This window comes from Burkholderia ubonensis subsp. mesacidophila, assembly GCF_002097715.1.
GTDB classification, from domain to species: Bacteria; Pseudomonadota; Gammaproteobacteria; order Burkholderiales; family Burkholderiaceae; genus Burkholderia; species Burkholderia mesacidophila.
This window is the reverse complement of record NZ_CP020737.1, coordinates 3,119,528-3,141,615: the sequence shown is the minus strand read 5'-3', so window position 1 is coordinate 3,141,615 and position 22,088 is coordinate 3,119,528. Positions and strand designations below refer to the sequence as shown.

Genomic DNA, 22,088 nt, shown 5'->3' with positions numbered 1-22,088 from the left:
TCGGGCTCCTGGTGAACGTCAGTGCGTGGCCGTGCTCGCGTCGTCGTGCGCGAGCACGAGCTCGCCGCGCAGCGAGTGCGGATACGCGTGATTGATCTTCACGTCGATCATCTGGCCGATCAGGCGCGGGTGCGACGCGAGCGGCGCCGGGAAGTTCACGACCCGGTTGTTCTCGGTGCGGCCCGCGAGCTCGTTCGGGTCCTTGCGCGACGGCCCCTCGACGAGGATCCGCTCGACCTTGCCGACCATCGACTGGCTGATGCGTGCGACGTTCTCCTCGATGGTCGCCTGAAGATGTTGCAGGCGTTTGAGCTTGACCTCGCGCGGCGTGTCGTCGGCGAGGTTCGCGGCCGGCGTGCCGGGGCGCGGGCTGTAGATGAACGAGAAGCTCGTGTCGTAGCTCATCTCGTGCACGAGCGCCATCGTCTTGTCGAAGTCGGCCTCGGTCTCGCCGGGGAAGCCGACGATGATGTCGGTCGACAGCGACAGGTCCGGGCGGATCGCGCGCAGCTTGCGGATCACCGATTTGTACTCGAGCACCGTGTAGCCGCGCTTCATCGCCATCAGGATGCGGTCCGAGCCGTGCTGGACCGGCAGGTGCAGGTGGTTCACGAGCTTCGGCACCTTCGCGTAGGTGTCGATCAGGCGCTGCGTGAATTCCTTCGGATGCGACGTCGTGTAGCGGATCCGCTCGATGCCGGGGATGTCGGCGACGTATTCGATCAGCGTCGCGAAATCGGCGATCTCGGTCGAGCCGGCCGTCAGCGCGCCACGGTATGCATTCACGTTCTGGCCGAGCAGCGTGACTTCGCGCACGCCCTGGTCGGCGAGGCCCGCGACTTCGGTCAGCACGTCGTCGAGCGGGCGCGACACTTCATCGCCGCGCGTGTACGGCACCACGCAGTAGCTGCAGAACTTCGAGCAGCCTTCCATGATCGACACGAACGCGCTCGGGCCCTCGACGCGCGCGGGCGGCAGGTGGTCGAACTTCTCGATTTCGGGGAACGTGATGTCGACCTGCGCACGGCCGCTCGCGCGGCGGGCATCGATCATCTTCGGCAGCCGGTGCAGCGTCTGCGGGCCGAACACGAGGTCGACGTACGGCGCGCGCGACACGATCGACGCGCCTTCCTGGCTCGCGACGCAGCCGCCGACGCCGATCAGCAGGTCCGGCTTCGCTTCCTTCAGCTCGCGCACGCGGCCGAGGTCGGAGAACACCTTCTCCTGCGCCTTCTCGCGCACCGAGCAGGTGTTGAACAGGATGATGTCCGCGTCTTCCGGGTTGTCGGTCTTTTCGAGGCCTTCGGCGGCATTGAGCACGTCCACCATCTTGTCCGAGTCGTACTCGTTCATCTGGCAGCCGAAGGTCTTTACGTAAACTTTTTTCGTCATGGGGATTCGCCGTTCGCAGTGGTTGACCTGGGGGCGTCGTCTAGGGTGAATCGGGACGGCCGCCCGCCGCGCGGCGCACGCGCCGCTGCCGGGAAGAGACCGTCGGGAAAGCTTTCTATTATAGCTTTTCATCCCGCGCGGAACGGCCGGCCGGTTGCGGGCGCGTGCGGCGACGGAAGCCTGGGGCCGGACCCTGGGCGCCCGGCGGCGCGATAGCGTGGGAACGGGCCACGCCGATACGCATTCCTCCGCGATGCTGATAACGGTGTGAAGATAACTTCGTTTGCCGGTGCGGGGGCGGGTGATAGCGTCTCGGTACGCGCTTCGATCGATGCGCAACCCGATTCCCACCCGCTTATCCCATTCGCAGGGCCGCGTCGCGGCCCGGAGGCAAGGCCAATGTATTCACCCCTGGCGCTGGTGCGCGATGTGTCTTCCGTGGAGTCCGGCGACGCCGCCGAGGTCCGGACGCAGGCGTCGCTCGACGCGCTCGAGCAGGTCGTCGGCGTCAATCTCGCGCGGCTGCGCGCCGAGCGGCAGCTGTCGCTCGATGCGCTCGCGCGGCTGTCCGGCGTGTCGCGCGCGATGCTCGCGCAGATCGAGTCGGCGCGCAGCGTGCCGTCGATCAAGGTGCTGTGCAAGATCGCGGCCGCGCTGAAGGTGTCGGTCGCGGCGTTCCTGCGCCGCCATGCGGTGAACGGCTTCGAGCATCTCGCGGCCGACCGCGCGTCGCGCGTCGTCAGCTCGAACGGGCGCTTCTCGGCGCGCGCGCTGCATCCGGAAGGGGAGCCGGCCGCGGCCGAGTTCCACGAGCTGCGGATCGCGCCGCTGCATACCGAGGCGGGCGTGCGCCGCGCGCCGGGCACGACGATCAACCTGGTGGTCAGCGAAGGCACGCTGGAGGTGAGCGTGCACGACCGCCGCCAGCTGCTCGCGACCGGCGACGCGATCGTGTTCGACGCCGACCAGCCGCACAGCCTGCGCAATCCGGGCGACAGCGAAGCGCGCGCGTTTCGCGTGACGGTGAGCCCGGAGGTGCCGCCGCGCTGGCTCGTGCCGGATGCGGCGCGCGTTGCGGGGTAGGGCCGGCGAGGTGCGGCCGGTTCGTTGGACGATCCATTAGACGGGGTCGTCAGTAAGGTTTTAGATGCGGTTCGCTGCGCCGCGCGTGCGGCTGTTGTATGCTTTGCCCGCCGGTTCGTCCGGCAATCAGTGCGTCTTCAGGGCGGGGTGGAATTCCCCACCGGCGGTAGGCTGGCGTAAGCCGGCGAGCCCGCGAGCGCCCGCGCGTCATGCGCGGGGTCAGCAGATCTGGTCGAATGCCAGAGCCGACGGTCACAGTCCGGATGAGAGAAGATGTGCAGATAGTCATGTCCGTCAGGGCCGCTTCGCCGTGCGTGCGAAGCGGGTTGTCGTTCTGTCTGTTTGCAATGCCCTGAAACGTTTTTCGCCCACATCGTATTGCGAGGAGCGTTTCACATGTCCTTTACTTCCCCGGTTTTGTCCCATTCGTCGGCGCCTGCCGACGCCTTTGCCGATCTCCCGTTGCTCGATTCCGAACCGGTGCCGCCGCGCATCGCCGCCGCGCTCGACGCGTTGCGCGCGGGCCGCGCGGTCGTGCTGCAGGACGATCACGACCGCGAGAACGAAGCCGACCTGATCGTGGCGGCCGAGCGGATCACGCCGGAAACGATGGCGCTGCTGATCCGCGAGTGCAGCGGCATCGTCTGCCTGTGCCTGACCGACGACAAGGTGCGCGCGCTCGCGCTGCCGCCGATGGTGCAGACCAACGAGAGCCGCAACGGCACCGCGTTCACCGTGTCGATCGAGGCGCGCGAAGGCGTGCATACCGGCGTGTCGGCGGCCGACCGTGTGACGACGATCCGCGCGGCGATCGCCGACGACGCGACGCCGCACGACATCGTCCGCCCGGGCCACGTGTTTCCGTTGCGCGCGCAACCGGGCGGCGTGCTTGCGCGCCGCGGCCACACCGAGGGCACGGTCGACCTGGCGATCCTCGCGGGGCTGAAGCCGGCCGGCGTGCTGTGCGAGCTGATGAACCCGGACGGCACGATGACGCGCGGCGACGACGTCGAGCGTTTCGCGCGGCAGCACGGCCTGCCGATGCTGACGATCGCGGAGCTGGTCGAATTCCGCGAAGCGCTTGCGGCCGCGCGCGAGGGCTGCCTGAGCGACGCGTAACGCGTGCTCGGGATACTCCGTGCGTGACGGCAAATCCGGACGTTCGTCGATGTCCGGCGCCTAGGCCGCTACCGATACCCGGTTGCGCTTGACGTCATCCCGGCCGGGCGGCAAACCGTCGTCCGGCCGCTGTCGCGCGTCAGGACTGCACGTCGCCGAACTCGCCGCGCACGCCGGCGGCGACGAGCGACGGCAGCTCGTCCATCTTCCGCATGATCCGCGTGATGCCCATCGCGCGCAGCGCATCCGCGTAGTTGTCGGGGATGTGGCTCGCGCCGACGAACGCGATCGTCTTCATCCCGGCCGCGCGTGCGGCGTTCAGGCCCGACACGCTGTCCTCGACGACGATGCAGCGCTCGGGTGCAACGCCGAGCGTGCGCGCCGCGTGCAGGTAGACGTCGGGGTAGGGCTTCGGCCGCGCGACCTGCTCGGCGCTGAACACGCGCTCGCCGAAGATCTCGGTGAGCGCGGCGCGCTTGAGCGAACTGCGCACGCGCGCAAGGCGGCTGTTCGACACGACGGCCGCGGGCAGGCTCACCTTCAGCAGCGCGTCGCGCACGCCGGTGATCGGCGCGAGCGATTGCGCGAGACCGGCCTCGATGTTGTGCTCGATCGTCTCGATGAAGTTCTCGGGCATCGTGATGCCGTAGCGTGACTCGAGCCCGGCGAGGAAGCGCGACGTCTGCTGGCCGAACGCGGTCTTCGCGGCGGCCTCGAAATCGATGTGCGGGAACGTGGCGGACAGCGTGTCGAGCAGTACGCGGTCGGCGATGACTTCGCTGTCGACGAGCACGCCGTCGCAGTCGCAGATGAGGTGATCGAGCATGATGGTGAAGAAGCAGGGGCGTCGGCGACGCCTGTTAGCCGCCATGATACGTGCTTTGCCGGGCGGCAGCGCGCAGGCTCGGACGGTTCGGCGGCACCATGCCGGCGCCGGTGTCCGGCCGCGGCAGGCGCCGCCTGTGAAACAGCCCGCGGCCTTGCGGCGCGCGGGCTGCGTTGCTTCGGCGAGGCGGGCCGCCGGTCAGTGCGGCACGTGCAGCGTCAGGTATAGCCCGGCTGCCAGCGAGCCGCCGATCAGCGGGCCGATCACCGGAATCCACGCGTAGCGCCAGTCGCTGTCGCGCTTGCCGGGGATCGGCAGCAGCGCGTGCATGAGGCGCGGCGCGAGGTCGCGCGCGGGGCTCATCGCGTAGCCGGTCGGGCCGCCGAGCGAGATGCCGATGCCGAGCACGAGCAGGCCGACGGGCAGCGCGTCGAGCGCGCCGAGGCCGACCTGCGGCGACGCGAGGTACAGCACGCCGAGGATCAGCACGAACGTGCAGATCGCTTCGGTCAGCACGTTGTGACGGACGCTGCGGATCGCAGGCGCGGTGCAGAACACCGCGAGCTTCAGATCGGGATCGGCTTCCTTCGCGAAGTGCTGGCGATACGCGAGCCACACGAGCAGCGCGCCCGCCATCCCGCCGAGCATCTGCGCGAGGATGTAGCCGCCGACCTTCGACCACGCGAACTTGTGCGCGAGCGCGAGGCTGATCGTCACGATCGGGTTCAGGTGCGCGCCGCTGAACGACGCGGTCACGTAGACGGCGACGAATACCGCCATCGCCCAGCCCCACACGATCACGATCAGGTCCGCGCCCCGGCCCTTGGTGTTGGCGAGCAGCACGTTCGCGACCGCGCCGTTGCCGAGCAGCACGAGGATGGCGGTGCCGATGAATTCTGCGAAATAAGGTGACATGTTGTCTCTCGTATGTCGTGGCGGACTCGCGCGTTGCGCGGTCCGCCGGTCGTTTTTGTATTCGTTATGGAAGACGAACGGTTACTGCGCGTCGTCGGCCCACACCTTCGCGGCGCGCACCGCGCGCTGCCAGCCGGCCATGCACTGTTCGACCTGCTCCTTCGGCATCGACGGCGAGAAGCGGCGGTCGAGCTGCCACTGGCTGCGCAGTTCGTCGAGGTTCTTCCAGTAGCCGATCGCGAGACCCGCGAGGTAGGCCGCGCCGAGCGCGGTCGTCTCGGTGATCTGCGGACGCACCGCGTCGACGCCGAGCAGGTCCGCCTGGAACTGCATCAGCAGGTTGTTCGCGCTTGCGCCGCCGTCGACGCGCAGCTCGCCGACGCTGATGCCCGAATCGGCTTCCATCGCCGCGAGCACGTCGAGCGACTGGTACGCGATCGAATCGAGCGCCGCGCGCGCCAGGTGCGCGGACGTCGTGCCGCGCGTGACGCCGAACAGCGAGCCGCGCGCACGGGCGTTCCAGTGCGGCGCGCCGAGGCCGGCAAATGCGGGCACGAGGTAGACGCCGTCGGTGTGCGGCACGCTCTCGGCGAGTGCCTCGATCTCGGCCGCGCTCTTGATGATGCCGAGGCCGTCGCGCAGCCACTGCACGACTGCGCCCGCGATGAAGATGCTGCCTTCGAGCGCGTACTGCACGTCGTCGCCGATCTGCCACGCGATCGTCGTCACGAGGTTGTTCTTCGACTCGATCGGCTTGTTGCCGGTGTTCATCATCAGGAAGCAGCCGGTGCCGTAGGTGTTTTTCACCATGCCCGACGTCGTGCACATCTGGCCGAACAGCGCCGCCTGCTGGTCGCCCGCGATGCCGGCGAGCGGGATCTTCGACGCGAACACGGTGGTCTTCGTGTGGCCGTAGATCTCGGACGACGCCTTCACTTCGGGCAGCATGCTGCGCGGGATGTCGAACAGCTCGAGCAGCTCGTCGTCCCACTGGCGCGTGTGGATGTTGAACAGCAACGTGCGCGACGCGTTCGTCACGTCGGTCACGTGCAGCTCGTGCTTCGTGAAGTTCCACACGAGCCAGCTGTCGACGGTGCCGAACGCGAGCTTGCCCTGGCGCGCACGGTCGCGTGCGCCGGGCACGTTCTCGAGGATCCAGCGGATCTTGGTCGCGGAGAAGTACGCATCGATCGGCAGGCCGGTCTTCGCGCGCACCTTTGCTTCGAGGCCCTGCGCCTTCAGCGTGTCGCAGAAGTCGGCGGTGCGGCGGTCCTGCCAGACGATCGCGTTGTAGACCGGCTGGCCCGTCTCGCGATCCCAGACGATCGTCGTCTCGCGCTGGTTCGTGATGCCGATCGCGGCGATCGACGTGCCGTTCAGGCCGGTGCGGGTGACGGCCTCGGCCGCGACGCCCGCCTGCGTCGACCAGATTTCCTGCGGGTCGTGCTCGACCCAGCCGGGTTGCGGGTAGATCTGTTCGAATTCTTTCTGCGCGGTCGACACGATGTTGCCCTGGCGATCGAACAGCATCGCGCGGGAGCTCGTCGTGCCCTGGTCGAGCGCGAGGATGTACTGTTCCTGCATGTCTCTCATCTCCATCCGTAGTTGGCTTAGTTGTGATTCGCGCCGCACGAGGCGGCGCGTTTGGGTGAGTCGAAAACGGTCAGGCGTGTTGCGCGTGCGCGGCGGCGAACCACGCGTCGAGCGCGGCCGTCACCGCGTCGAGCGTGCCCGGCGCGACGTGCAGGCCGAGTTTCGAGCGGCGCCACAGCACGTCCTGTGCGCGCGTCGCCCATTCGACGTCGCGCAGGTAGCGCAGTTCGGCTTCGTGGATGCCCGGCGCGATCGCCGCGCCGAGCTCGGCGAGCGACTTCGCATTGCCGACGACGCGTTCCGCGCGCGTGCCGTATGCGCGCGCATAGCGGCGCGCGAGCTCGGCGGGCAGCCACGGATGACGCGCCGCGAATTGCGCGGCAAACGCGTCGAACTTCGCGTCGGCGATGTCGCCGCCCGGCAGCGGCGCGCCGGCGGTCCACGGCGCGGCGTCACGGCCGAGCGCGCGGCACAGCAGGTCGCCGGCTTCCTCGGCGAGCTTGCGGAACGTCGTGATCTTGCCGCCGAACACCGACAGCAGCGGCGCGCCCGCGCCGTCGTCCATCTCGAGCCGGTAGTCGCGCGTGACGGCGGACGCGTTGGCCGCGTTCTCGTCCTCGAGCAGCGGGCGCACGCCCGAATACGTCCAGTGGACGTCGGCGGGCGAGATCTTGCGCTTGAAGTAGCGGTTGATCGAGTCGCACAGGTATTGCGTCTCGTTGCCGTCGATCGCGACCTTGGCCGGATCGTTCGTGTATTCGACGTCGGTCGTGCCGATCAGCGTGAAGTCGCGCTCGTACGGAATCGCGAAGATGATCCGCTTGTCCGGGTTCTGGAAGATGTACGCGTGATCGTGATCGAACAGGCGGCGCGTGATGATGTGGCTGCCCTTCACGAGCCGTACGCTATGATTCGCGCCGCGGCCGAGCGCGCCGTGCAGCACTTCGCCGACCCACGGGCCGGCCGCGTTCGCGATCGCGCGAGCGCGCACGACGCGAATCGAGCCGTCCGCGAGCTGGAGCCGCGCTTCCCATTCGTCGCCGGCCCGCTCGGCGGACACGAGCTTGGTGCGCGTCAGGATGTCGGCGCCGCGCTCCTTCGCGTCGAGCGCGTTCAGCACGACGAGGCGCGCGTCGTCGACCCAGCCGTCCGAGTACACGAAGCCGCGCTTGATCGAGTCGATCAGCGGCGCACCGGCCGCATGGCGGCGCATGTCGATGCCGCGCGAGCCGGGCAGCAGCTCGCGCTTCGCGAGGTGATCGTAGAGGAACAGGCCGATGCGGATCAGCCAGGCTGGCCGCAGGTTCGGCATGTGCGGCATCACGAAGCGCAGCGGCCACATGATGTGCGGCGCCGCGCGCAGCAGCGTCTCGCGTTCCTGCAGCGCCTTGCGCACGAGCCCGAATTCCTTGTACTCGAGATAGCGCAGGCCGCCGTGAATCAGCTTCGTGCTGGCCGACGACGTGTGCGACGCGAGGTCGTCCTGCTCGCAGAGCATGACCGACAGGCCTCGGCCGGCCGCATCGCGCGCGATGCCCGCGCCGTTGATGCCGCCGCCGACGACGAGCAGATCGTAGCGATTCGGTTGGGTCACCTGCTGTCCTTATCGTCTGATGGAAATTGACGAACAAGAAATGTTCGAATTCGAAATTTAACGAACGAATTCGAAAAAGTAAAGTTCGAAAAAGAGGGGCGGGTGGCGCGCCGGGCGATCCCGGACGATACTGGCGGAATCGACCGTTTCATGAGGTGAATCATGCGTATTGGGATGTGGGCCGGCGTATGCGCCGTCCTTCTGGCGGGGTGCGCGGGCACGCCGCCGCTCGGCGGCAACTGGCGGGCGCCGTCGTTCGTGGCGTTGCAGACGGCATGCGGCGGCACAGCGCGCGACTGGGGCGCGGATGCGCAGCCGGTCTACTCGGCGATCTACGATGCGTATGTCGCGAAGCGGTATCGCGGGCTGTCGGAAGCGAACTACTGCACGTTCGTAAACGAACTTTCGGCGCGTTATGCGGCGCCGGATGCGTCGGCGCGGGCCGGCTGGGTCGCGTATTTCAACGACGCGCGCGCGAAGGCCATCACCTGGCGCGCGGCGGTCGATCCGACGCTGCGCGGCGGGTGAGCGTCGCGTCCGGGATGGGGCAGGGCCTGTTCCCGCTAATAACGGGCTTGCGCTGGCCGCCAGAAGGGCCGAGCGCGAGGAATGGGACGCAGCGAATACCGGATGTATTCGCAAGGAGCATGACGCGGCGATCGGCCCTTCTGGCGGCCAGCCCCACGAACGAATTTCTTGAAATCAGGGGAACATGCCTTGCCGGCCGCATTGCGGCGTTGCTCGTCGCTTGTTTGGCTCGGCCAAACGGCGCTCCTCGCGCCTTGCACGCGCCCCGAAGGAAGTCCCCTTGGGGGACGACCGGCAAGGTACGTTCGCAAGCCCGTTATTAGCGGGAACAGGCCCTGGGAGAGAGAGGGGGCGGCCGGCAGCCGGCCGCGGTCAGGTCAGGAAAAGCGGCATTTGATGGATCGCAGCGCCGCGTCGCCGGTTTCGGTCACGCAGTATTTGCGTCCCGAACCGAGCCCTTCGAGCCGGACGAGTTGCTGCTCGAGCAGCGCGTCGAGTTCATCGCGATCCATGTTGGCCTGATCGGGAGCGTCCTTCACAAGCAGTAGCGTGGCGAATTCATGCGGACTCAGCATCGTTCTCTCCATGGCATCCGGACTGCCCGTGCACACGGCTCGGCGGCCGGTGCGCGATACCCAGCGGGGGTATGGCTTGGGGGGAAAAGCTGCATTCGCCGGCCCAACGGATCGCCCGTGCCTTGTGGCACAGGCGGGACGGGCGAACAGGCCGGGGAACTGGAGTCTAGTCGAGCGCGCGGGCAACGCCAAATCGCGCCCCATTAATTTTCCAATTGACAGAGGGATGCGCTGCAAGCGGTGTTGCAGTGCCGCCAACTTCTTGATTTCACTTGAAGTTCTGGGTGCGGCGCAGCATCGCCACGGTCATTCCGCGACGTACACCTGGGTGCCGGCGGCGGCGACCGTCTCCGCCATGTCCGGCGGCAGCGGCTTGTCGGTGAAGAGCGCATGCACCTGGCTCAGGTGCCCCTGGCGCACGAGCGCCGGGCGGCCGATCTTCGAATGGTCGGCCACGAGGTAGACGGTGCGCGCGTGCTGCATGATCGCCTCGGCGACCCGCACCTCGCGGGTGTCGAAGTCGCGCAGCGTGCCGTCGGTCTCGATCGCCGACGTGCCGATGATCGCGTAGTCGACCTTGAACTGGCGGATGAAGTCGATCGCCAGCTCGCCGACGATCCCCTTGTCCCACGGCCGCACGATGCCGCCGGTGATCAGCACCTCGCAGTCCGGGTAGCCGCTCATCATCGACGCGACGTTCAGGTTGTTGGTGATCACGTGCAGGCCGTGATGGCGGTTCAGCGCGCGGGCGACCTCCTCGGTGGTCGTGCCGAGGTTGATGAACAGCGACGCCTGGTCGGGGATGTGCGACGCGGCGAGCGCCGCGATGCGCCGCTTCTCGTCGTGGAACATCCGCTGGCGCGCGGTGTACGACACGTTCTCCGAGCTCGTCGGCAGGCTCGCGCCGCCGTGGTAGCGGCGCAGCAGGTTCAGGTCGGCGAGCCAGTTGACGTCGCGGCGGATCGTCTGCGGCGTCACCGCGAAGTGCGCGGCGAGATCGTCGACGGTCACGAAGCCGTCGCGCTGCACCCAATCGAGCAATTCCTGCTGGCGCGCGTTGAGGGTGAGGCGAGGGTCTCGGGTCATGGCTCGATGGCGAAGGCGTGAACACGGAGCGGGTATTGTAAGGGCGTTCGGCCGGCGCGCCGGGCACGGGCAGCCGGTGATTCATGCGTATGATGCATGGATTCATGTGACAAATGAATTTGCGCGACCGTGCCGATCGCGCTGCAATGGCGGATTGTCCGCGTTCGCGCGCTCATTCAGTTTCCGACGAGGTGGAATCGATGACCGGCTTCAACTGGCACAACCCGTATCCGACGACGCGCATCCCGGTGTTCGCGCGCAACGTCGTGTCGACGTCCCATCCGCTGGCCGCGCAGGCCGGCCTGCGGATGCTGTGGAAGGGCGGCAATGCGGTCGACGCGGCGCTTGCCGCCGCGGCCGCGATCACGGTGGTCGAGCCGGTGTCGTGCGGGCTGGGCGGCGATGCGTTCGCGCTCGTGTGGGATGGCCAGCGGTTGCACGGGCTGAATGCGTCGGGTGTCGCGCCGGCCGCATGGAACGTCGACTATTTCCGCCGGCGTCACGGCGAGGACGCGCAGGGCCACGCGCGCAAGCCGACGCGCGGCTGGGACACGGTCACCGTGCCGGGCGTCGTCGCGGGCTGGGAGGCGCTGCATGCGAAGTTCGGTTCGCTGCCGTTCGCGGACCTGCTCGAGCCGGCGATCGAGATCGCCGAGCGCGGCTATGCGGTGCCGCCGATCGTCGCGCACAAGTGGGCGGCCGCGGTGCCCGAGCTCAAAGGGCTGCCTGGCTTCGCCGATACCTTCATGCCGCGCGGCCGTGCGCCCGAGGTGGGTGAGCGCGTGTGCCTGCCCGGCCATGCGCAGACGCTGCGCACGCTCGCGAAGGACGGCGCGCGCGCGTTCTACGAGGGTGCGCTCGGCGAGCGGATCGCCGCGTTCGCGCGCGACGGCGGCGGCGCGCTGACCGAGGCCGACCTGCGCGCGTACCGGCCGGAATGGGTCGAGCCGATCGGCAAGCGCTTTCGCGGCTACACGATTCACGAGATCCCGCCGAACGGGCAGGGCATCGCCGCGCTGATCGCGCTCGGCATCGCCGAGCATGCGGGCCTAGCCGACTGGCCGGTCGATTCGCCGGAGTCGCAGCACCTGCAGATCGAGGCGATGAAGCTCGCGTTCGCGGACGTCTATCGCTACGTCGCCGACCCGCGCGCGATGGAGGTCACGCCCGCGCAGATGCTCGACGACGCGTACCTCGCCGAACGCGCGAAGCGGATCGACCCGGCGCGCGCGACGCACTTCGGCCACGGCCGGCCGCCGTCGGGCGGCACGATCTATCTGTCGGCGGCCGACGAGCGCGGGATGATGGTGAGCTTCATTCAGTCCAACTACATGGGCTTCGGCTCGGGCCTCGTCGTGCCGGGTGCGGGGATCGCGCTGCAGAACCGGGGGTACGGCTTCTCGATGGACCCCGCGTCGCCGAACGTCGTCGCGGGCGGCAAGCGGCCGTTCCACACGATCATTCCGGCGTTCGTCACCGAGCAGGTGAATGGCCGCACCGAGGCGGTGATGAGCTTCGGCGTGATGGGCGGCGACATGCAGCCGCAAGGCCATCTGCAGACCGTCGTGCGGATGCTCGGCTACGGCCAGCAGCCGCAGGCGGCGTGCGACGCGCCGCGCTGGAAGGTCAACCGCGACTTCACGCTCGACGTCGAGTCGAGCATGGATCGCGCGACGGTCGGCGCGCTTGCCGCACGCGGCCACACGATCAAGTCGGTCGACGATCCTTACATGGATTTCGGCTCAGGCCAGTTCGTGTGGCGGCTCGACCGGGACGATCCCGAGCGCGGCTACGTCGCCGCGAGCGACAGCCGGCGCGACGGGCTCGCCGCCGGTTTCTGACGGTTCGCTTCCACACGCGTTCCCGACGGGCGGCCGGAAGGCCGCCCGTTTCGTTTGTGCGCGACGCGTTCGAGGGTCTCCTCTGACGAACCGCAACGGCCGTCGCGGAACTGCGCTTGGCCTGCGCGGTCAGTGCTCTGAAGCACGATCATTAAAGTACGGCTAAGATGCCGGAATGGTCGGCCGGACCCATTTCTTCTAATAACGTCAAGCAATACGCCGCATCCGGGATGGCTGTCGCCCGCGCCGTGCGCGCGGGCGATTGCCGGATGGGGCGACTGGGAGCGCAACACCATGCAGACTGAAACGACGCATGTCATGCCGTGGCGAATCGAGGACATCGACCTTACGCGGATCGATCGTCAGCGCGCCGCGGTGAACGAGGATTTGCTGCTGCTGCTGTGCGCGGCGTCGTTCATCGAGAGCGGTTCGGATCTCTACACGAGCAACCTGAGTGAATTCTTCAACGACGATCCGGAAGTGTCGGCGTGGCTCAACAATGCATGGGAGCACGAAGAATTGCAGCACGGCCGCGCGCTGAAGGCCTACATCGCGTACGTCTGGCCGGAGTTCGACTGGGATACCGCATTCGCGAATTTCTTCGACGAATACTCGAAGACCTGCTCGATCGAAGCGTTCGAGAAGACCCGCGCGCTGGAGATGGTCGCGCGCTGCGTCGTCGAGACGGGCACGGCCACGCTCTATCGCGCGATCAACGAGTGCTCGGACGAGCCCGTGCTGAAGGAAATCACCGACAACATCCGCACGGACGAAGTGCGCCACTACAAGCACTTCTTCAAATATTTCAAGAAGTACAACCAGCTCGAAGGCAACGGCCGGCTCGCGGTGCTCGGCGCGCTGATGCGCCGGTTGCTGGAAATCAAGAACGAGGATTCGGAGATCGCGCTGCGCCACGTGTTCGCGATCCGCTATCCGGACCGCGTCGGCGACAGCGAATACAGCCGTGCGCGGGTCGCGCGCATCAATGCGCTCGTGCGTCGCAACCTGTCGGCGGACATGTGCGTGAAGATGCTGCTCAAGCCGCTCGACCTGCCCGCGAAGATCCAGCCGGGCGTCCACTATCCGCTCACGAAGCTCACGCAGCACGTGTTCTTCCGCTGATCGCCGTCCACAGGGCGGCCCGCCGCGGGTATGCTGCGGCATCCCTCACGTTCGACGAGGCCGCTCCATCATGACCGATTCACATCGCCGCGCGCTCGAGCAATGGACGTTCGACGCGTGGCCGCCGGCCGTCGTTTCGCTGTTCGACGGCACCGCGCTCGAGCGCAAGGCAGATGTCGCTGCGTCGCTGATTGTTGCGACTGAAGAGGGCCAATTGCGTACGACGCTGCTGAGCGTCGGCGAGATCTACGCGCGCGATGCGCGCGTGCTGCTGCTCGCGCTGTGGCCGCATTCGCGCGCGGCGCGCGCGCTCGCGCAACGGCGCACGGCCGCGCTGACGCTGGTCGCCGACGGCGCGTTCTTTCAGGCGCAATTGAAGATCGAACCGCTCGAAGGCGACTTCGGCGGGCTCGCGGGTTTTGCCGCGACGATCGCGCACGGCGATGCGCAGCGCGTCGGCTATGCGCGTCTCGCGACGGGCGTCACGTTTGCGCTGGAAGGGGAGCGCGCCGAGGTGCTCGAACGCTGGCAACGCCAGGTCGAGCACCTGAGGCGCGCGGCGGCCAGGCTTCAGTGACCGCGCTGGCCGCTGCGCGACGAACGGTTGCGGTTCGCGTGCGCGGCGTTGCCATTGGCCGACCGCCCGCCACCGCCACCGCCGCCGCTCGCCGGACGCGCGCCGTTGCCGCCCGCGTTGGCCGGCTTCGCGGCCTTCTGCGTCTGAGCGGCCTTGGGTGCGGCCGCCTTAGGCTGCGACGCCTTCGGCGCGCCGTCGCGCTTCGCCGCCGGCTGGCCTGAGCCGCCCGCGCGCGGCGCGCGATTGCCGCCACCACCGCCACCACCACCGCCGCGCGGCTGCTGCCCGCGGCGCTGCTGGATCGGCTCCGGCTTCGCGTTCGGGTCCGGCTCGAAGCCCGCGATCACTTCCTGCGGAATCTCGCGCTTGATCAGTCGCTCGATGTCGCGCAGCAGCTGCTTCTCGTCGACGCACACGAGCGACACCGCTTCGCCGGTCGCGCCCGCGCGGCCGGTGCGGCCGATCCGGTGCACGTAGTCTTCCGGCACGTTCGGCAGGTCGAAGTTGACGACGTGCGGCAGCTGGTCGATGTCGATGCCGCGCGCGGCGATGTCGGTCGCGACGAGCACCTGCAGCGTGCTGTTCTTGAACTCCGCCAGCGCGCGCGTGCGTGCCGACTGGCTCTTGTTGCCGTGGATCGCCATCGCGCTGATGCCGTCCTTCGTCAGTTGCTCGGCGAGCCGGTTCGCGCCGTGCTTCGTGCGCGTGAACACCAGCACCTGGAACCAGTTGTGCTCGCGGATCAGGTGCGTGAGCAGCTCGCGCTTGCGGTCGCGGTCGACCGGGTGGATCTTCTGCGCGACGGTCTCGGCGGTCGTGTTGCGGCGCGCGACCTCGATCAGCGCCGGCGAATCGAGCAGGCTGTCTGCGAGCGCCTTGATCTCGTCGGAGAAGGTGGCCGAGAACAGCAGGTTCTGGCGGCGCGGCGGCAGCTTCGCGAGCACGCGCTTGATGTCGTGGATGAAGCCCATGTCGAGCATCCGGTCGGCTTCGTCGAGCACGAGGATGTCGAGCTGCGACAGGTCGATCGTCTTCTGCTGCATGTGATCGAGCAGGCGCCCCGGCGTCGCGACGACGATGTCGACGCCGCGCTTGAGCGCGTCGATCTGCGGATTGATGCTGACGCCGCCGAACATCACGGTCGAGCGCAGCTTCAGGTACTTGCCGTACGCGCGCACGCTCTCCTCGACCTGGGCGGCGAGTTCGCGCGTCGGCGTGAGGATCAGCGCGCGCACGGCGCGCTTCGCGTTGTGGTGTTCGGCGTAGAAGGTGTGCAGGCGCTGCAGGATCGGCAGCGTGAAGCCCGCCGTCTTGCCGGTGCCGGTTTGCGCGCCGGCGAGCAGGTCGCCGCCGCCGAGCACGGCGGGGATCGCCTGCGACTGGATCGGCGTGGGCGATGTGTAGCCGAGCTCGTTGACCGCTTTGACGAGCGGTTCGGCCAGGCCAAGAGATTCAAAAGACATAGATAGATACGACTCTGGAGTTTTATGATCGACGACGCATCGCGCGGCCAGCGCGGGGATAGCGTCGCAAGAAATACAAAAAAGAAAAGGGCGCGGCCGCGGTTTCCCGCAGCCGCGCCCCGTTTGCGTCACCCGATACTTAGTCGAGCGGTGCGGAACGCAGATCGCTCACCTGTTGCGGCGAGATCGGCGAACCGTTGTTGCCCCACGACATCCGGATGTACGAGACGACTGCCGCGACCTCCTGGTTCGACAGCGACTGCGCGAACGGCGGCATCCCGTACGGACGCGGATTCTTGAACGAGCTCGGCGGATAGCCGCCATTCAGCACCATGCGGATCGGGTTCACGGCCGATTCCATCATGATCGAATGGTTCTGCGCGAGCGGCGGATAGGCCGGCGGCTTGCCCTGGCCGTTGTCGGCGTGACAGGTCGCGCAGTTGTCCGCGTAGATCTTCTTGCCTTGCTCGAGCAGCACGTTGCCGAATTGCTTCGACGGTTCGTACTGCATGTTCTTCGGCGCTTCAGCCTTCTGCGGGATCGACTTCAGGTACGTCGACATCGCGCGCGTATCCTCGTCGGTCATGTACTGCAGGCTGTTGTGGACCACGTCCGCCATCGGGCCGAACACGGCGCCCTTGCGCGACACGCCGGCTTGCAGCAGGTCGGACAGCTCCTGCACGTGCCAGTCGCCGAGGCCGAGTTCCTTGTCGTTCGTCAGCGACGGCGCGTACCAGTTCTGCAGCGGGATCAGGCCGCCTGCGAACGCCGATGCGCTCACCGGGCCGCCCATCATGTTGATCGACGTGTGGCACATCGAGCAGTGGCCGAGGCCTTCGACGAGATACGCGCCGCGGTTCCATTCGACCGACTTGGTCGGATCCGGCTTGTATTCGCCTTCCTTGAAGAACAGCGTGCGCCAGCCGATCAGCAGGTTGCGGTTGTTGAACGGGAACTTCAGTTCGTGCGGACGGCTCGGCACCGACACCGGCGCGACCGAGCGCAGGTACGCATAGATCGCATCCGAATCCGCGCGCGTGACCTTCGTGTAGCTCGCGAACGGGAAGCCCGGGTAGAGCAGGCTGCCGTCCTTCGAACGGCCCGTGTGCATCGCGCGGTAGAAGTCATCAGACGACCACTTGCCGATGCCGTCCTTGTCGTCCGGCGTGATGTTCGGCGTGTACATCGTGCCGAACGGCGTCGCCATTGGCAGGCCGCCCGCGAACTGCTTGCCGCCGCGCACGGTGTGGCACGCGACGCAGTCGCCGACGCGCGCGAGGTATTCGCCCTTCTTGATCTGCGCGGCCTGGTCGGCCGGCGTGGCTGCGACGGCAGCGTTGCCGTGCAGCGTGTCGTTGCCCGGCCACAGGACCGGCACGAGGGCCGCTGCCGCGACGATCGCGACAGCCGTGAGTGCAAACAGGGACTTGCGTTTCATTGTGTCTGTCTCCCTAGCCTTATTGCGGTTCGCTGCCGCAGGCGAGCGGAGTCTTCATCGAGCGGGCCGGGGCCGGCACGGGGTTGGCGGGCGCCGGTTGCGCGGCGAGCCATGCCGTCACGGCGGTCACGTCTTCGTCGGAAAGCTTCGCGGCGATATCGTGCATGCAGTCGGGCGCCTTCGCGTGGCGGTTGCCCGAGCGCCATGCGCCGAGCTGCGCGCTCAGGTAGTCGGCGTGCAGGCCGACGAGGCCCGGGATCGCCGGCTGCATGCCGGTCAGCGTCGCGCCGTGGCAGGCCACGCAGGCCGGCAGCTTGCGCGACGGATCGCCCTGCGTGACGAGCTGCTTGCCGCGTGCGAGCGTCGCGGCCGGCAGGCTCGGCTTCGCCGGCGCCGGGTACGGTGGGCGCTCGGCCGAGAAGTGCTCGGCGATCTCGCGCAGGTAGTCGTCGTTCAGGTACGTGAGCAGATAGTTCATCGGCGGGTACTTGCGCCGGCCGTCACGGAAGTTGACGAGCTGGTTGTACAAGTACTCGGCAGGCTTGCCGGCGAGACGCGGGAAGTAGTCGTTGTCCGTGCCCTGGCCATGGACGCCATGGCAGGCCGTACAGCCGCGCACGCGCTCGGCCATCGTATCGGGCGCCTTGAGCGGCGCCTGCTGGGCCTGGGCTTGCTCCGTGGGCTTGGTCTGCGCTTGGGCAGCGCTCATGAGGCCCGCACCGCCGATCATCAGAACGGCGAGCAGCGGACGGAAGACGCGTCTTGAAGACACACGAGACTCCATGTTTATTCGTCGGGGACCTGACCGGGCTACGATCGGCTCGGCATGACGGCAGGACAGCCGGGCTGCTGCGACGCGGCATTCTATCATCGATGGGTAATGACGGCTATTTGACAAAAGGTCATCGGTTCCTGCCTGTTTACGACTTGCGACAATTTGACGCGCATCGAAAACAGTCGTCGTGAACCGGCGTGCGTTTTGCCTATCGAAGACCGTACACTCGCGGGTCGCGCGGTGCCGCCTCCGCCGCAGATCGTGTCATTTCACAGTTTCCGGATTCATCGATGACGTTTTCTACCGTGCCGTTGCCCGATTTTCATGACTCGTTCCGATGCCGCGCCAGCGGCTGCCAAGGAGGGTTTGCGCGATGAGGATCGACAGCTTGTGGATCGGCCAGGTCGCGCTTGCCGCGCTGATGGACGCGACGTTCGCGATGGCGGTCGGCTCGGCGCTGCTCAAGGGCTGGCTCGCGAAGGACGGCGCGCGGCCCGTCATCGCGCCGTCGCATCCCGCATGGCTGCGTGCGCAACATTCGCTGATGGCCGCCGCGGCCGCGCTGCTGCTGGCGGACCTCGGCTGGCTCGTCTATGAGGCCGCGGCGATGAGCGGCGCGGGGCTCGGCGGCGCGTTCGGCGCGATTCCGACGATGCTCGCGCAGACCCACGCGGGCTTCGCGTGGAGCGTCGCGTTCGGCGGCGCGGTCGTGCTCGCCGTCGTCGCGCTGCTGCGGCCGGACGGGCCGCTCGCGTATGCGGTGCTGTGGCTGGCGGTGATCGCGATCGCCGCCGGCAAGGCGTCGCTCGGGCACGCGGCCGACACCGGCGTGTTCTCGGCCGCCGTCGGCGTGCAGACGCTGCACCTGCTCGTCACCGCCGCGTGGGGCGGGCTCGTGCTCGCAGGCGGGCTCGCGGTGCTGCCCGCGCTCGGCTCGTCGATCGCGCGTGGCGCGCTGATCCGTATCGCGCAGCGGCTGTCGCGGACCTCGATCGTCGCGCTCGTGTTCGTGCTCGCCACCGGCGCGCTCAACGCGGTGCGCGGGCTTGGCGGCTCGCTCGCGCCGCTCGACGGCAGCGCATGGGGCCGCGTGCTGCTGCTGAAGCTGCTGCTGGTCGCGTTCGCGCTGGTGCTCGGCGGGCTGAACCGCTTCTCGGCGCTGCCGCGCCTGCGCCGCACCGCGTCGACCGAGGATGCGCACACGTTCCGCAACATCCTGCATCTCGAAGGGTTGACGATGATCGGCGTGTTCATCGCGGCGGCCGTGCTGGCCGCGAGCGTGCCGGGCTTCGTCGCGCTCGGCTAGCGCAGGTGCCGCCGCTGCGAAGCGGCGCTCCGCGGGGCCGGCGTGAGCCGGCCGACGGCGGGGACGGGCGCGTCAACGAGGCGCGCCCGGGCCGTCACCACTCGGCGACGCTGCCGTCCGCGTGGCGCCACACCGGGTTGCGCCAGCGGTGGCCGACCTGCGCCATCTCGCGAACCTTCTCCTCGTTGACGTCGATGCCGAGCCCCGGGCCTTGCGGGATCGCGACGAAGCCGTCGTCGTAGCGGAACACCTCGGGGTTGCGCAGGTAGTCGAGCAGGTCGTTGCCCTGGTTGTAGTGGATGCCGAGGCTCTGTTCCTGGATGAATGCGTTGTAGCTGACCGCGTCGAGCTGCAGGCACGCGGCGAGCGCGATCGGGCCGAGCGGGCAGTGCAGCGCGAGCGCGACGTCGTAGCTCTCGGCGAGCGTCGCGATCTTCCGGCATTCGGTGATGCCGCCCGCATGCGACGCGTCCGGCTGGATGATGTCGACGTAGCCGCCCGCGAGGATATGCTTGAAATCCCAGCGCGAGTACAACCGCTCGCCGAGCGCGATCGGCGTATCGGTCTGGTTGACGATGTCGCGCAGCGCCTCGGCGTTCTCCGACAGCACCGGCTCCTCGATGAACATTAGCCGGTACGGATCCAGCTCCTTCGCGAGCACCTTCGCCATCGGCTTGTGCACGCGGCCGTGGAAGTCGACGGCGATGCCGACGTGCGGGCCGACCGCGTCGCGCACCGCCGCGACGTTCGCGATCACCTGTTCGACCTTGTCGTAGGTGTCGACGATCTGCAGTTCCTCCGAGCCGTTCATCTTCACCGCGCGGAAGCCGCGCTCGACGACCGCGCGCGCGTTGTTCGCGACGTCGCTCGGCCGGTCGCCGCCGATCCACGAATACACCTTGATGCGCTCGCGCACCTGGCCGCCGAGCAGCGCGTGCACCGGCGCGCCGTGATGCTTGCCCTTGATGTCCCACAGCGCCTGGTCGACGCCCGCGATCGCGCTCATCGTGATCGGGCCGCCGCGGTAGAACCCGGCGCGGTACATCACCTGCCAGTGATCCTCGATCAGCAGCGGGTCCTTGCCGACCAGATAGTCCGCGAGCTCGTGCACGGCCGCCTCGACGGTGTGCGCGCGGCCCTCGACGACAGGCTCGCCCCAGCCGACGATGCCCTCGTCGGTCTCGATCTTGAGGAACAGCCAGCGCGGCGGGACGATGAAGGTTTCGAGGCGGGTGATCTTCATGGCGGGCGTCTCCTGACGGTAGGCTGTGGGGTCATCCTAGCGCAGGCCATTAAAAAATAGTATTAATAGGACTGTTGTGCAGATAGTGGGCTGTCTTTGCCTCGGGAGAACGATCATCATTCAACGCGACCTGCATGGACAAACGGCATTTCGGCTCGCGACGGCGATCCTGCGCGGCGACCATCCGCCCGAATCGCTGCTGCCGAAAGAGCCTGAATTGATGGAGCGGTTCGGCGTGAGCCGCACGGTGCTGCGCGAGGCGCTGCGCACGCTGACGTCGAAGGGGCTCATCGAGTCGCGGCCGAAGGTCGGCACGCGGGTGCGGCCGCGCCGCGCGTGGAACCTGCTCGATGCCGACCTGCTCGACTGGTATTCGCGCGTCGCGCCGCCGCTTTCGTTCGCGCTGAAGCTGCAGGAGATGCGCGAAATGGTCGAGCCGCATGCGGCGGCGCTTGCCGCACGCGCGTATGCGCCGGAAGCGTTCGAAGCGATCGACGCCGCCGCGCGGGCGATGGCCGACGCGCGCAACGTCGACGAATGGGTGCGCGCCGACCTGCGGTTCCACCTGAGCGTGCTCGAGGCCGGCGGCAACGAGCTGCTGGTGCCGCTCGGCGCGCTGATCGACCGCACGCTCGAGGCGCAGCTGCACCTGAATGCGCGCCGCGCCGACGTGTTCAATGCGTCGCTTGCGGACCATCTGGCCGTGTGCGATGCGATCCTTGCGCGCGACGCTGAAGGCGCGCGCCGGGCGATGGCGATGCTGCTCGCGGTCACGCGCGCGCGGATCGAGTCGAACTGATCCGGCAACCCGAACGCGCGGCCTGAACGGGCGGCGACCGGCGCGCCCGGGCCGACGGCTAGGCGGCCGCGCAGCCGCCGGGCTTGTGGATGCGTTGCGTCGACGCCGGATATTTCGCGAGCAGGCTGGCCGGCCGGCGCGGCCGCACGACCAGCTTGCCGCCGCAGTTCGGGCAGCGGCCCTTCAGCACCTCGTCGGCGCAGGCCGCGCAGAACGGCTCGCCGCCCGCGTGCACTCAAACGTGCAGATTCGCGCGTCGCCCGAATCGGGCGGCAGGTCCTTGTCGCAGCATTCGCAGCCGGGGCGCAGTTCGAGCATGCCGGTCTCCTTGACGATTGTTCGTGATCGATGGGCGCCGGACGTTGCGGGGGCGCCGGCGGCGCGCTACTGTAAGCGCATCGATTCAGTTTGACCAACTGCCCGCCGGTGCGGCATCGCAGCGAGCGGGCCACAGGAGACGGCCATGCTTTACCGAGGAAGCTGCCATTGCGGCGACGTGCAGTTCGAGGTGGACGGCGAGCTGACGGGCGTGATGGCGTGCAACTGCTCGATCTGCCAGCGCAAGGGCGCGCTGATGTGGTTCGTGCCGCGCGCGAGCCTGTACCTGCTGACGCCGGAAGAGAACCTGGCCAGCTACACGTTCAACAAGCACGTGATCCAGCATCGCTTTTGCAAGCGCTGCGGGATTCATCCGTTCGGCGAGGGCACCGATCCGAAGGGCAACCGGATGGCGGCGATCAACGTGCGCTGCCTTGAAGACGTCGACATCGACGCGTTGCCGGTCACCCATTACGACGGACGCTCGCACTGACG

General features: G+C 68.0%; 20 protein-coding genes, 1 pseudogene and 1 riboswitch. Of the genes and pseudogenes, 9 read left to right on the top strand and 12 right to left on the bottom strand.

All coding sequences use genetic code 11. The annotated features are described in order from the left end of the window. Positions 1–18: 18 nt before the first annotated feature. Positions 19–1,392 (bottom strand): tRNA (N6-isopentenyl adenosine(37)-C2)-methylthiotransferase MiaB, encoded by a 1,374-nt coding sequence (gene miaB / locus B7P44_RS14760; protein ID WP_084905336.1) that lies wholly within the window; start codon positions 1,390–1,392, stop codon positions 19–21. 399 nt (positions 1,393–1,791) lie between these two features. Here miaB and B7P44_RS14755 point away from each other — a divergent pair, with 399 nt between their 5' ends. Continuing rightward, positions 1,792–2,475 (top strand): helix-turn-helix domain-containing protein, encoded by a 684-nt coding sequence (locus tag B7P44_RS14755; protein WP_084905334.1) that lies wholly within the window; start codon positions 1,792–1,794, stop codon positions 2,473–2,475. Between the two features lie 129 nt (positions 2,476–2,604). After that, a riboswitch (FMN riboswitch) is annotated at positions 2,605–2,754 on the top strand. A 117-nt stretch (positions 2,755–2,871) separates the two neighbouring features. Beyond that, entirely contained in the window at positions 2,872–3,594 is a 723-nt protein-coding gene (gene ribB, locus B7P44_RS14750; protein ID WP_084905332.1) for a 3,4-dihydroxy-2-butanone-4-phosphate synthase, read from the top strand. A gap of 139 nt (positions 3,595–3,733) precedes the next feature. Here ribB and B7P44_RS14745 read toward each other — a convergent pair whose 3' ends face one another. The 4 genes from B7P44_RS14745 to glpD all read right to left on the bottom strand — a co-directional run bounded on the left by B7P44_RS14745 (position 3,734) and on the right by glpD (position 8,522). Continuing rightward, on the bottom strand, positions 3,734–4,420 hold the full coding sequence (locus tag B7P44_RS14745) for an HAD family hydrolase (protein ID WP_084905330.1): 687 nt from the start codon (positions 4,418–4,420) through the stop codon (positions 3,734–3,736). A 198-nt stretch (positions 4,421–4,618) separates the two neighbouring features. Next, positions 4,619–5,335: an MIP/aquaporin family protein gene (locus B7P44_RS14740; protein ID WP_084905327.1), complete on the bottom strand. Its 717-nt coding sequence runs from the start codon at positions 5,333–5,335 to the stop codon at positions 4,619–4,621. Between the two features lie 81 nt (positions 5,336–5,416). Then, on the bottom strand, positions 5,417–6,919 hold the full coding sequence (gene glpK / locus B7P44_RS14735; RefSeq protein WP_084905326.1) for a glycerol kinase GlpK: 1,503 nt from the start codon (positions 6,917–6,919) through the stop codon (positions 5,417–5,419). Between the two features lie 79 nt (positions 6,920–6,998). Further along, entirely contained in the window at positions 6,999–8,522 is a 1,524-nt protein-coding gene (gene glpD, locus B7P44_RS14730) for a glycerol-3-phosphate dehydrogenase (protein ID WP_084905324.1), read from the bottom strand. 162 nt (positions 8,523–8,684) lie between these two features. Here glpD and B7P44_RS14725 point away from each other — a divergent pair, with 162 nt between their 5' ends. Next, complete coding sequence (locus B7P44_RS14725) at positions 8,685–9,050, top strand: hypothetical protein (protein ID WP_084905322.1); 366 nt, start codon at positions 8,685–8,687, stop codon at positions 9,048–9,050. A gap of 377 nt (positions 9,051–9,427) precedes the next feature. Here B7P44_RS14725 and B7P44_RS14720 read toward each other — a convergent pair whose 3' ends face one another. Together B7P44_RS14720 and B7P44_RS14715 are read right to left on the bottom strand one after the other, a co-directional pair. Beyond that, complete coding sequence (locus B7P44_RS14720) at positions 9,428–9,625, bottom strand: phage tail assembly chaperone (RefSeq protein ID WP_059612197.1); 198 nt, start codon at positions 9,623–9,625, stop codon at positions 9,428–9,430. Positions 9,626–9,931: 306 nt separating this feature from the next. Continuing rightward, positions 9,932–10,711, bottom strand: coding sequence for a DeoR/GlpR family DNA-binding transcription regulator (locus tag B7P44_RS14715; protein WP_084905320.1), 780 nt, complete (start codon positions 10,709–10,711; stop codon positions 9,932–9,934). A gap of 200 nt (positions 10,712–10,911) precedes the next feature. Here B7P44_RS14715 and B7P44_RS14710 point away from each other — a divergent pair, with 200 nt between their 5' ends. The 3 genes from B7P44_RS14710 to B7P44_RS14700 all read left to right on the top strand — a co-directional run bounded on the left by B7P44_RS14710 (position 10,912) and on the right by B7P44_RS14700 (position 14,251). Next, on the top strand, positions 10,912–12,552 hold the full coding sequence (locus tag B7P44_RS14710; RefSeq protein WP_084906700.1) for a gamma-glutamyltransferase family protein: 1,641 nt from the start codon (positions 10,912–10,914) through the stop codon (positions 12,550–12,552). A 294-nt stretch (positions 12,553–12,846) separates the two neighbouring features. Next, complete coding sequence (locus tag B7P44_RS14705; RefSeq protein WP_084905318.1) at positions 12,847–13,674, top strand: ferritin-like domain-containing protein; 828 nt, start codon at positions 12,847–12,849, stop codon at positions 13,672–13,674. A gap of 70 nt (positions 13,675–13,744) precedes the next feature. Next, positions 13,745–14,251 carry a hypothetical protein gene (locus tag B7P44_RS14700; RefSeq protein ID WP_084905316.1) on the top strand — a complete coding sequence of 169 codons (507 nt, stop codon included), beginning with the start codon at positions 13,745–13,747 and terminating at the stop codon, positions 14,249–14,251. Here B7P44_RS14700 and B7P44_RS14695 read toward each other — a convergent pair. The 3 genes from B7P44_RS14695 to B7P44_RS14685 all read right to left on the bottom strand — a co-directional run bounded on the left by B7P44_RS14695 (position 14,245) and on the right by B7P44_RS14685 (position 17,936). After that, complete coding sequence (locus tag B7P44_RS14695; RefSeq protein WP_084905314.1) at positions 14,245–15,714, bottom strand: DEAD/DEAH box helicase; 1,470 nt, start codon at positions 15,712–15,714, stop codon at positions 14,245–14,247. The two genes, B7P44_RS14700 and B7P44_RS14695, sit on opposite strands and share 7 nt — an antisense overlap. A gap of 139 nt (positions 15,715–15,853) precedes the next feature. Beyond that, complete coding sequence (locus B7P44_RS14690; protein ID WP_084905313.1) at positions 15,854–17,152, bottom strand: c-type cytochrome; 1,299 nt, start codon at positions 17,150–17,152, stop codon at positions 15,854–15,856. A 19-nt stretch (positions 17,153–17,171) separates the two neighbouring features. Next, complete coding sequence (locus tag B7P44_RS14685) at positions 17,172–17,936, bottom strand: c-type cytochrome (RefSeq protein ID WP_084905311.1); 765 nt, start codon at positions 17,934–17,936, stop codon at positions 17,172–17,174. 364 nt (positions 17,937–18,300) lie between these two features. Here B7P44_RS14685 and B7P44_RS14680 point away from each other — a divergent pair, with 364 nt between their 5' ends. Next, positions 18,301–19,233 (top strand): CopD family protein, encoded by a 933-nt coding sequence (locus B7P44_RS14680; RefSeq protein WP_084905309.1) that lies wholly within the window; start codon positions 18,301–18,303, stop codon positions 19,231–19,233. 94 nt (positions 19,234–19,327) lie between these two features. On the opposite strand, the gene dgoD is transcribed toward B7P44_RS14680, so the two are convergent. Further along, a complete protein-coding gene (gene dgoD, locus B7P44_RS14675; RefSeq protein ID WP_084905307.1) occupies positions 19,328–20,476 on the bottom strand; it encodes a galactonate dehydratase in 1,149 nt (382 codons plus the stop codon). Positions 20,477–20,591: 115 nt separating this feature from the next. On the opposite strand from dgoD, the gene B7P44_RS14670 reads away from it, so the two are divergent. Beyond that, positions 20,592–21,275: a FadR/GntR family transcriptional regulator gene (locus B7P44_RS14670; RefSeq protein WP_084906698.1), complete on the top strand. Its 684-nt coding sequence runs from the start codon at positions 20,592–20,594 to the stop codon at positions 21,273–21,275. 58 nt (positions 21,276–21,333) lie between these two features. Here B7P44_RS14670 and B7P44_RS14665 read toward each other — a convergent pair. Further along, positions 21,334–21,593 (bottom strand): annotated as a pseudogene (locus tag B7P44_RS14665) (DUF1272 domain-containing protein). 145 nt (positions 21,594–21,738) lie between these two features. Between B7P44_RS14665 and B7P44_RS14660 the strand changes: the two are divergent. Beyond that, positions 21,739–22,086, top strand: a complete 348-nt coding sequence (locus B7P44_RS14660) for a GFA family protein (protein ID WP_084905305.1) — start codon at positions 21,739–21,741, stop codon at positions 22,084–22,086. The last annotated feature ends 2 nt before the right edge of the window (positions 22,087–22,088 follow it).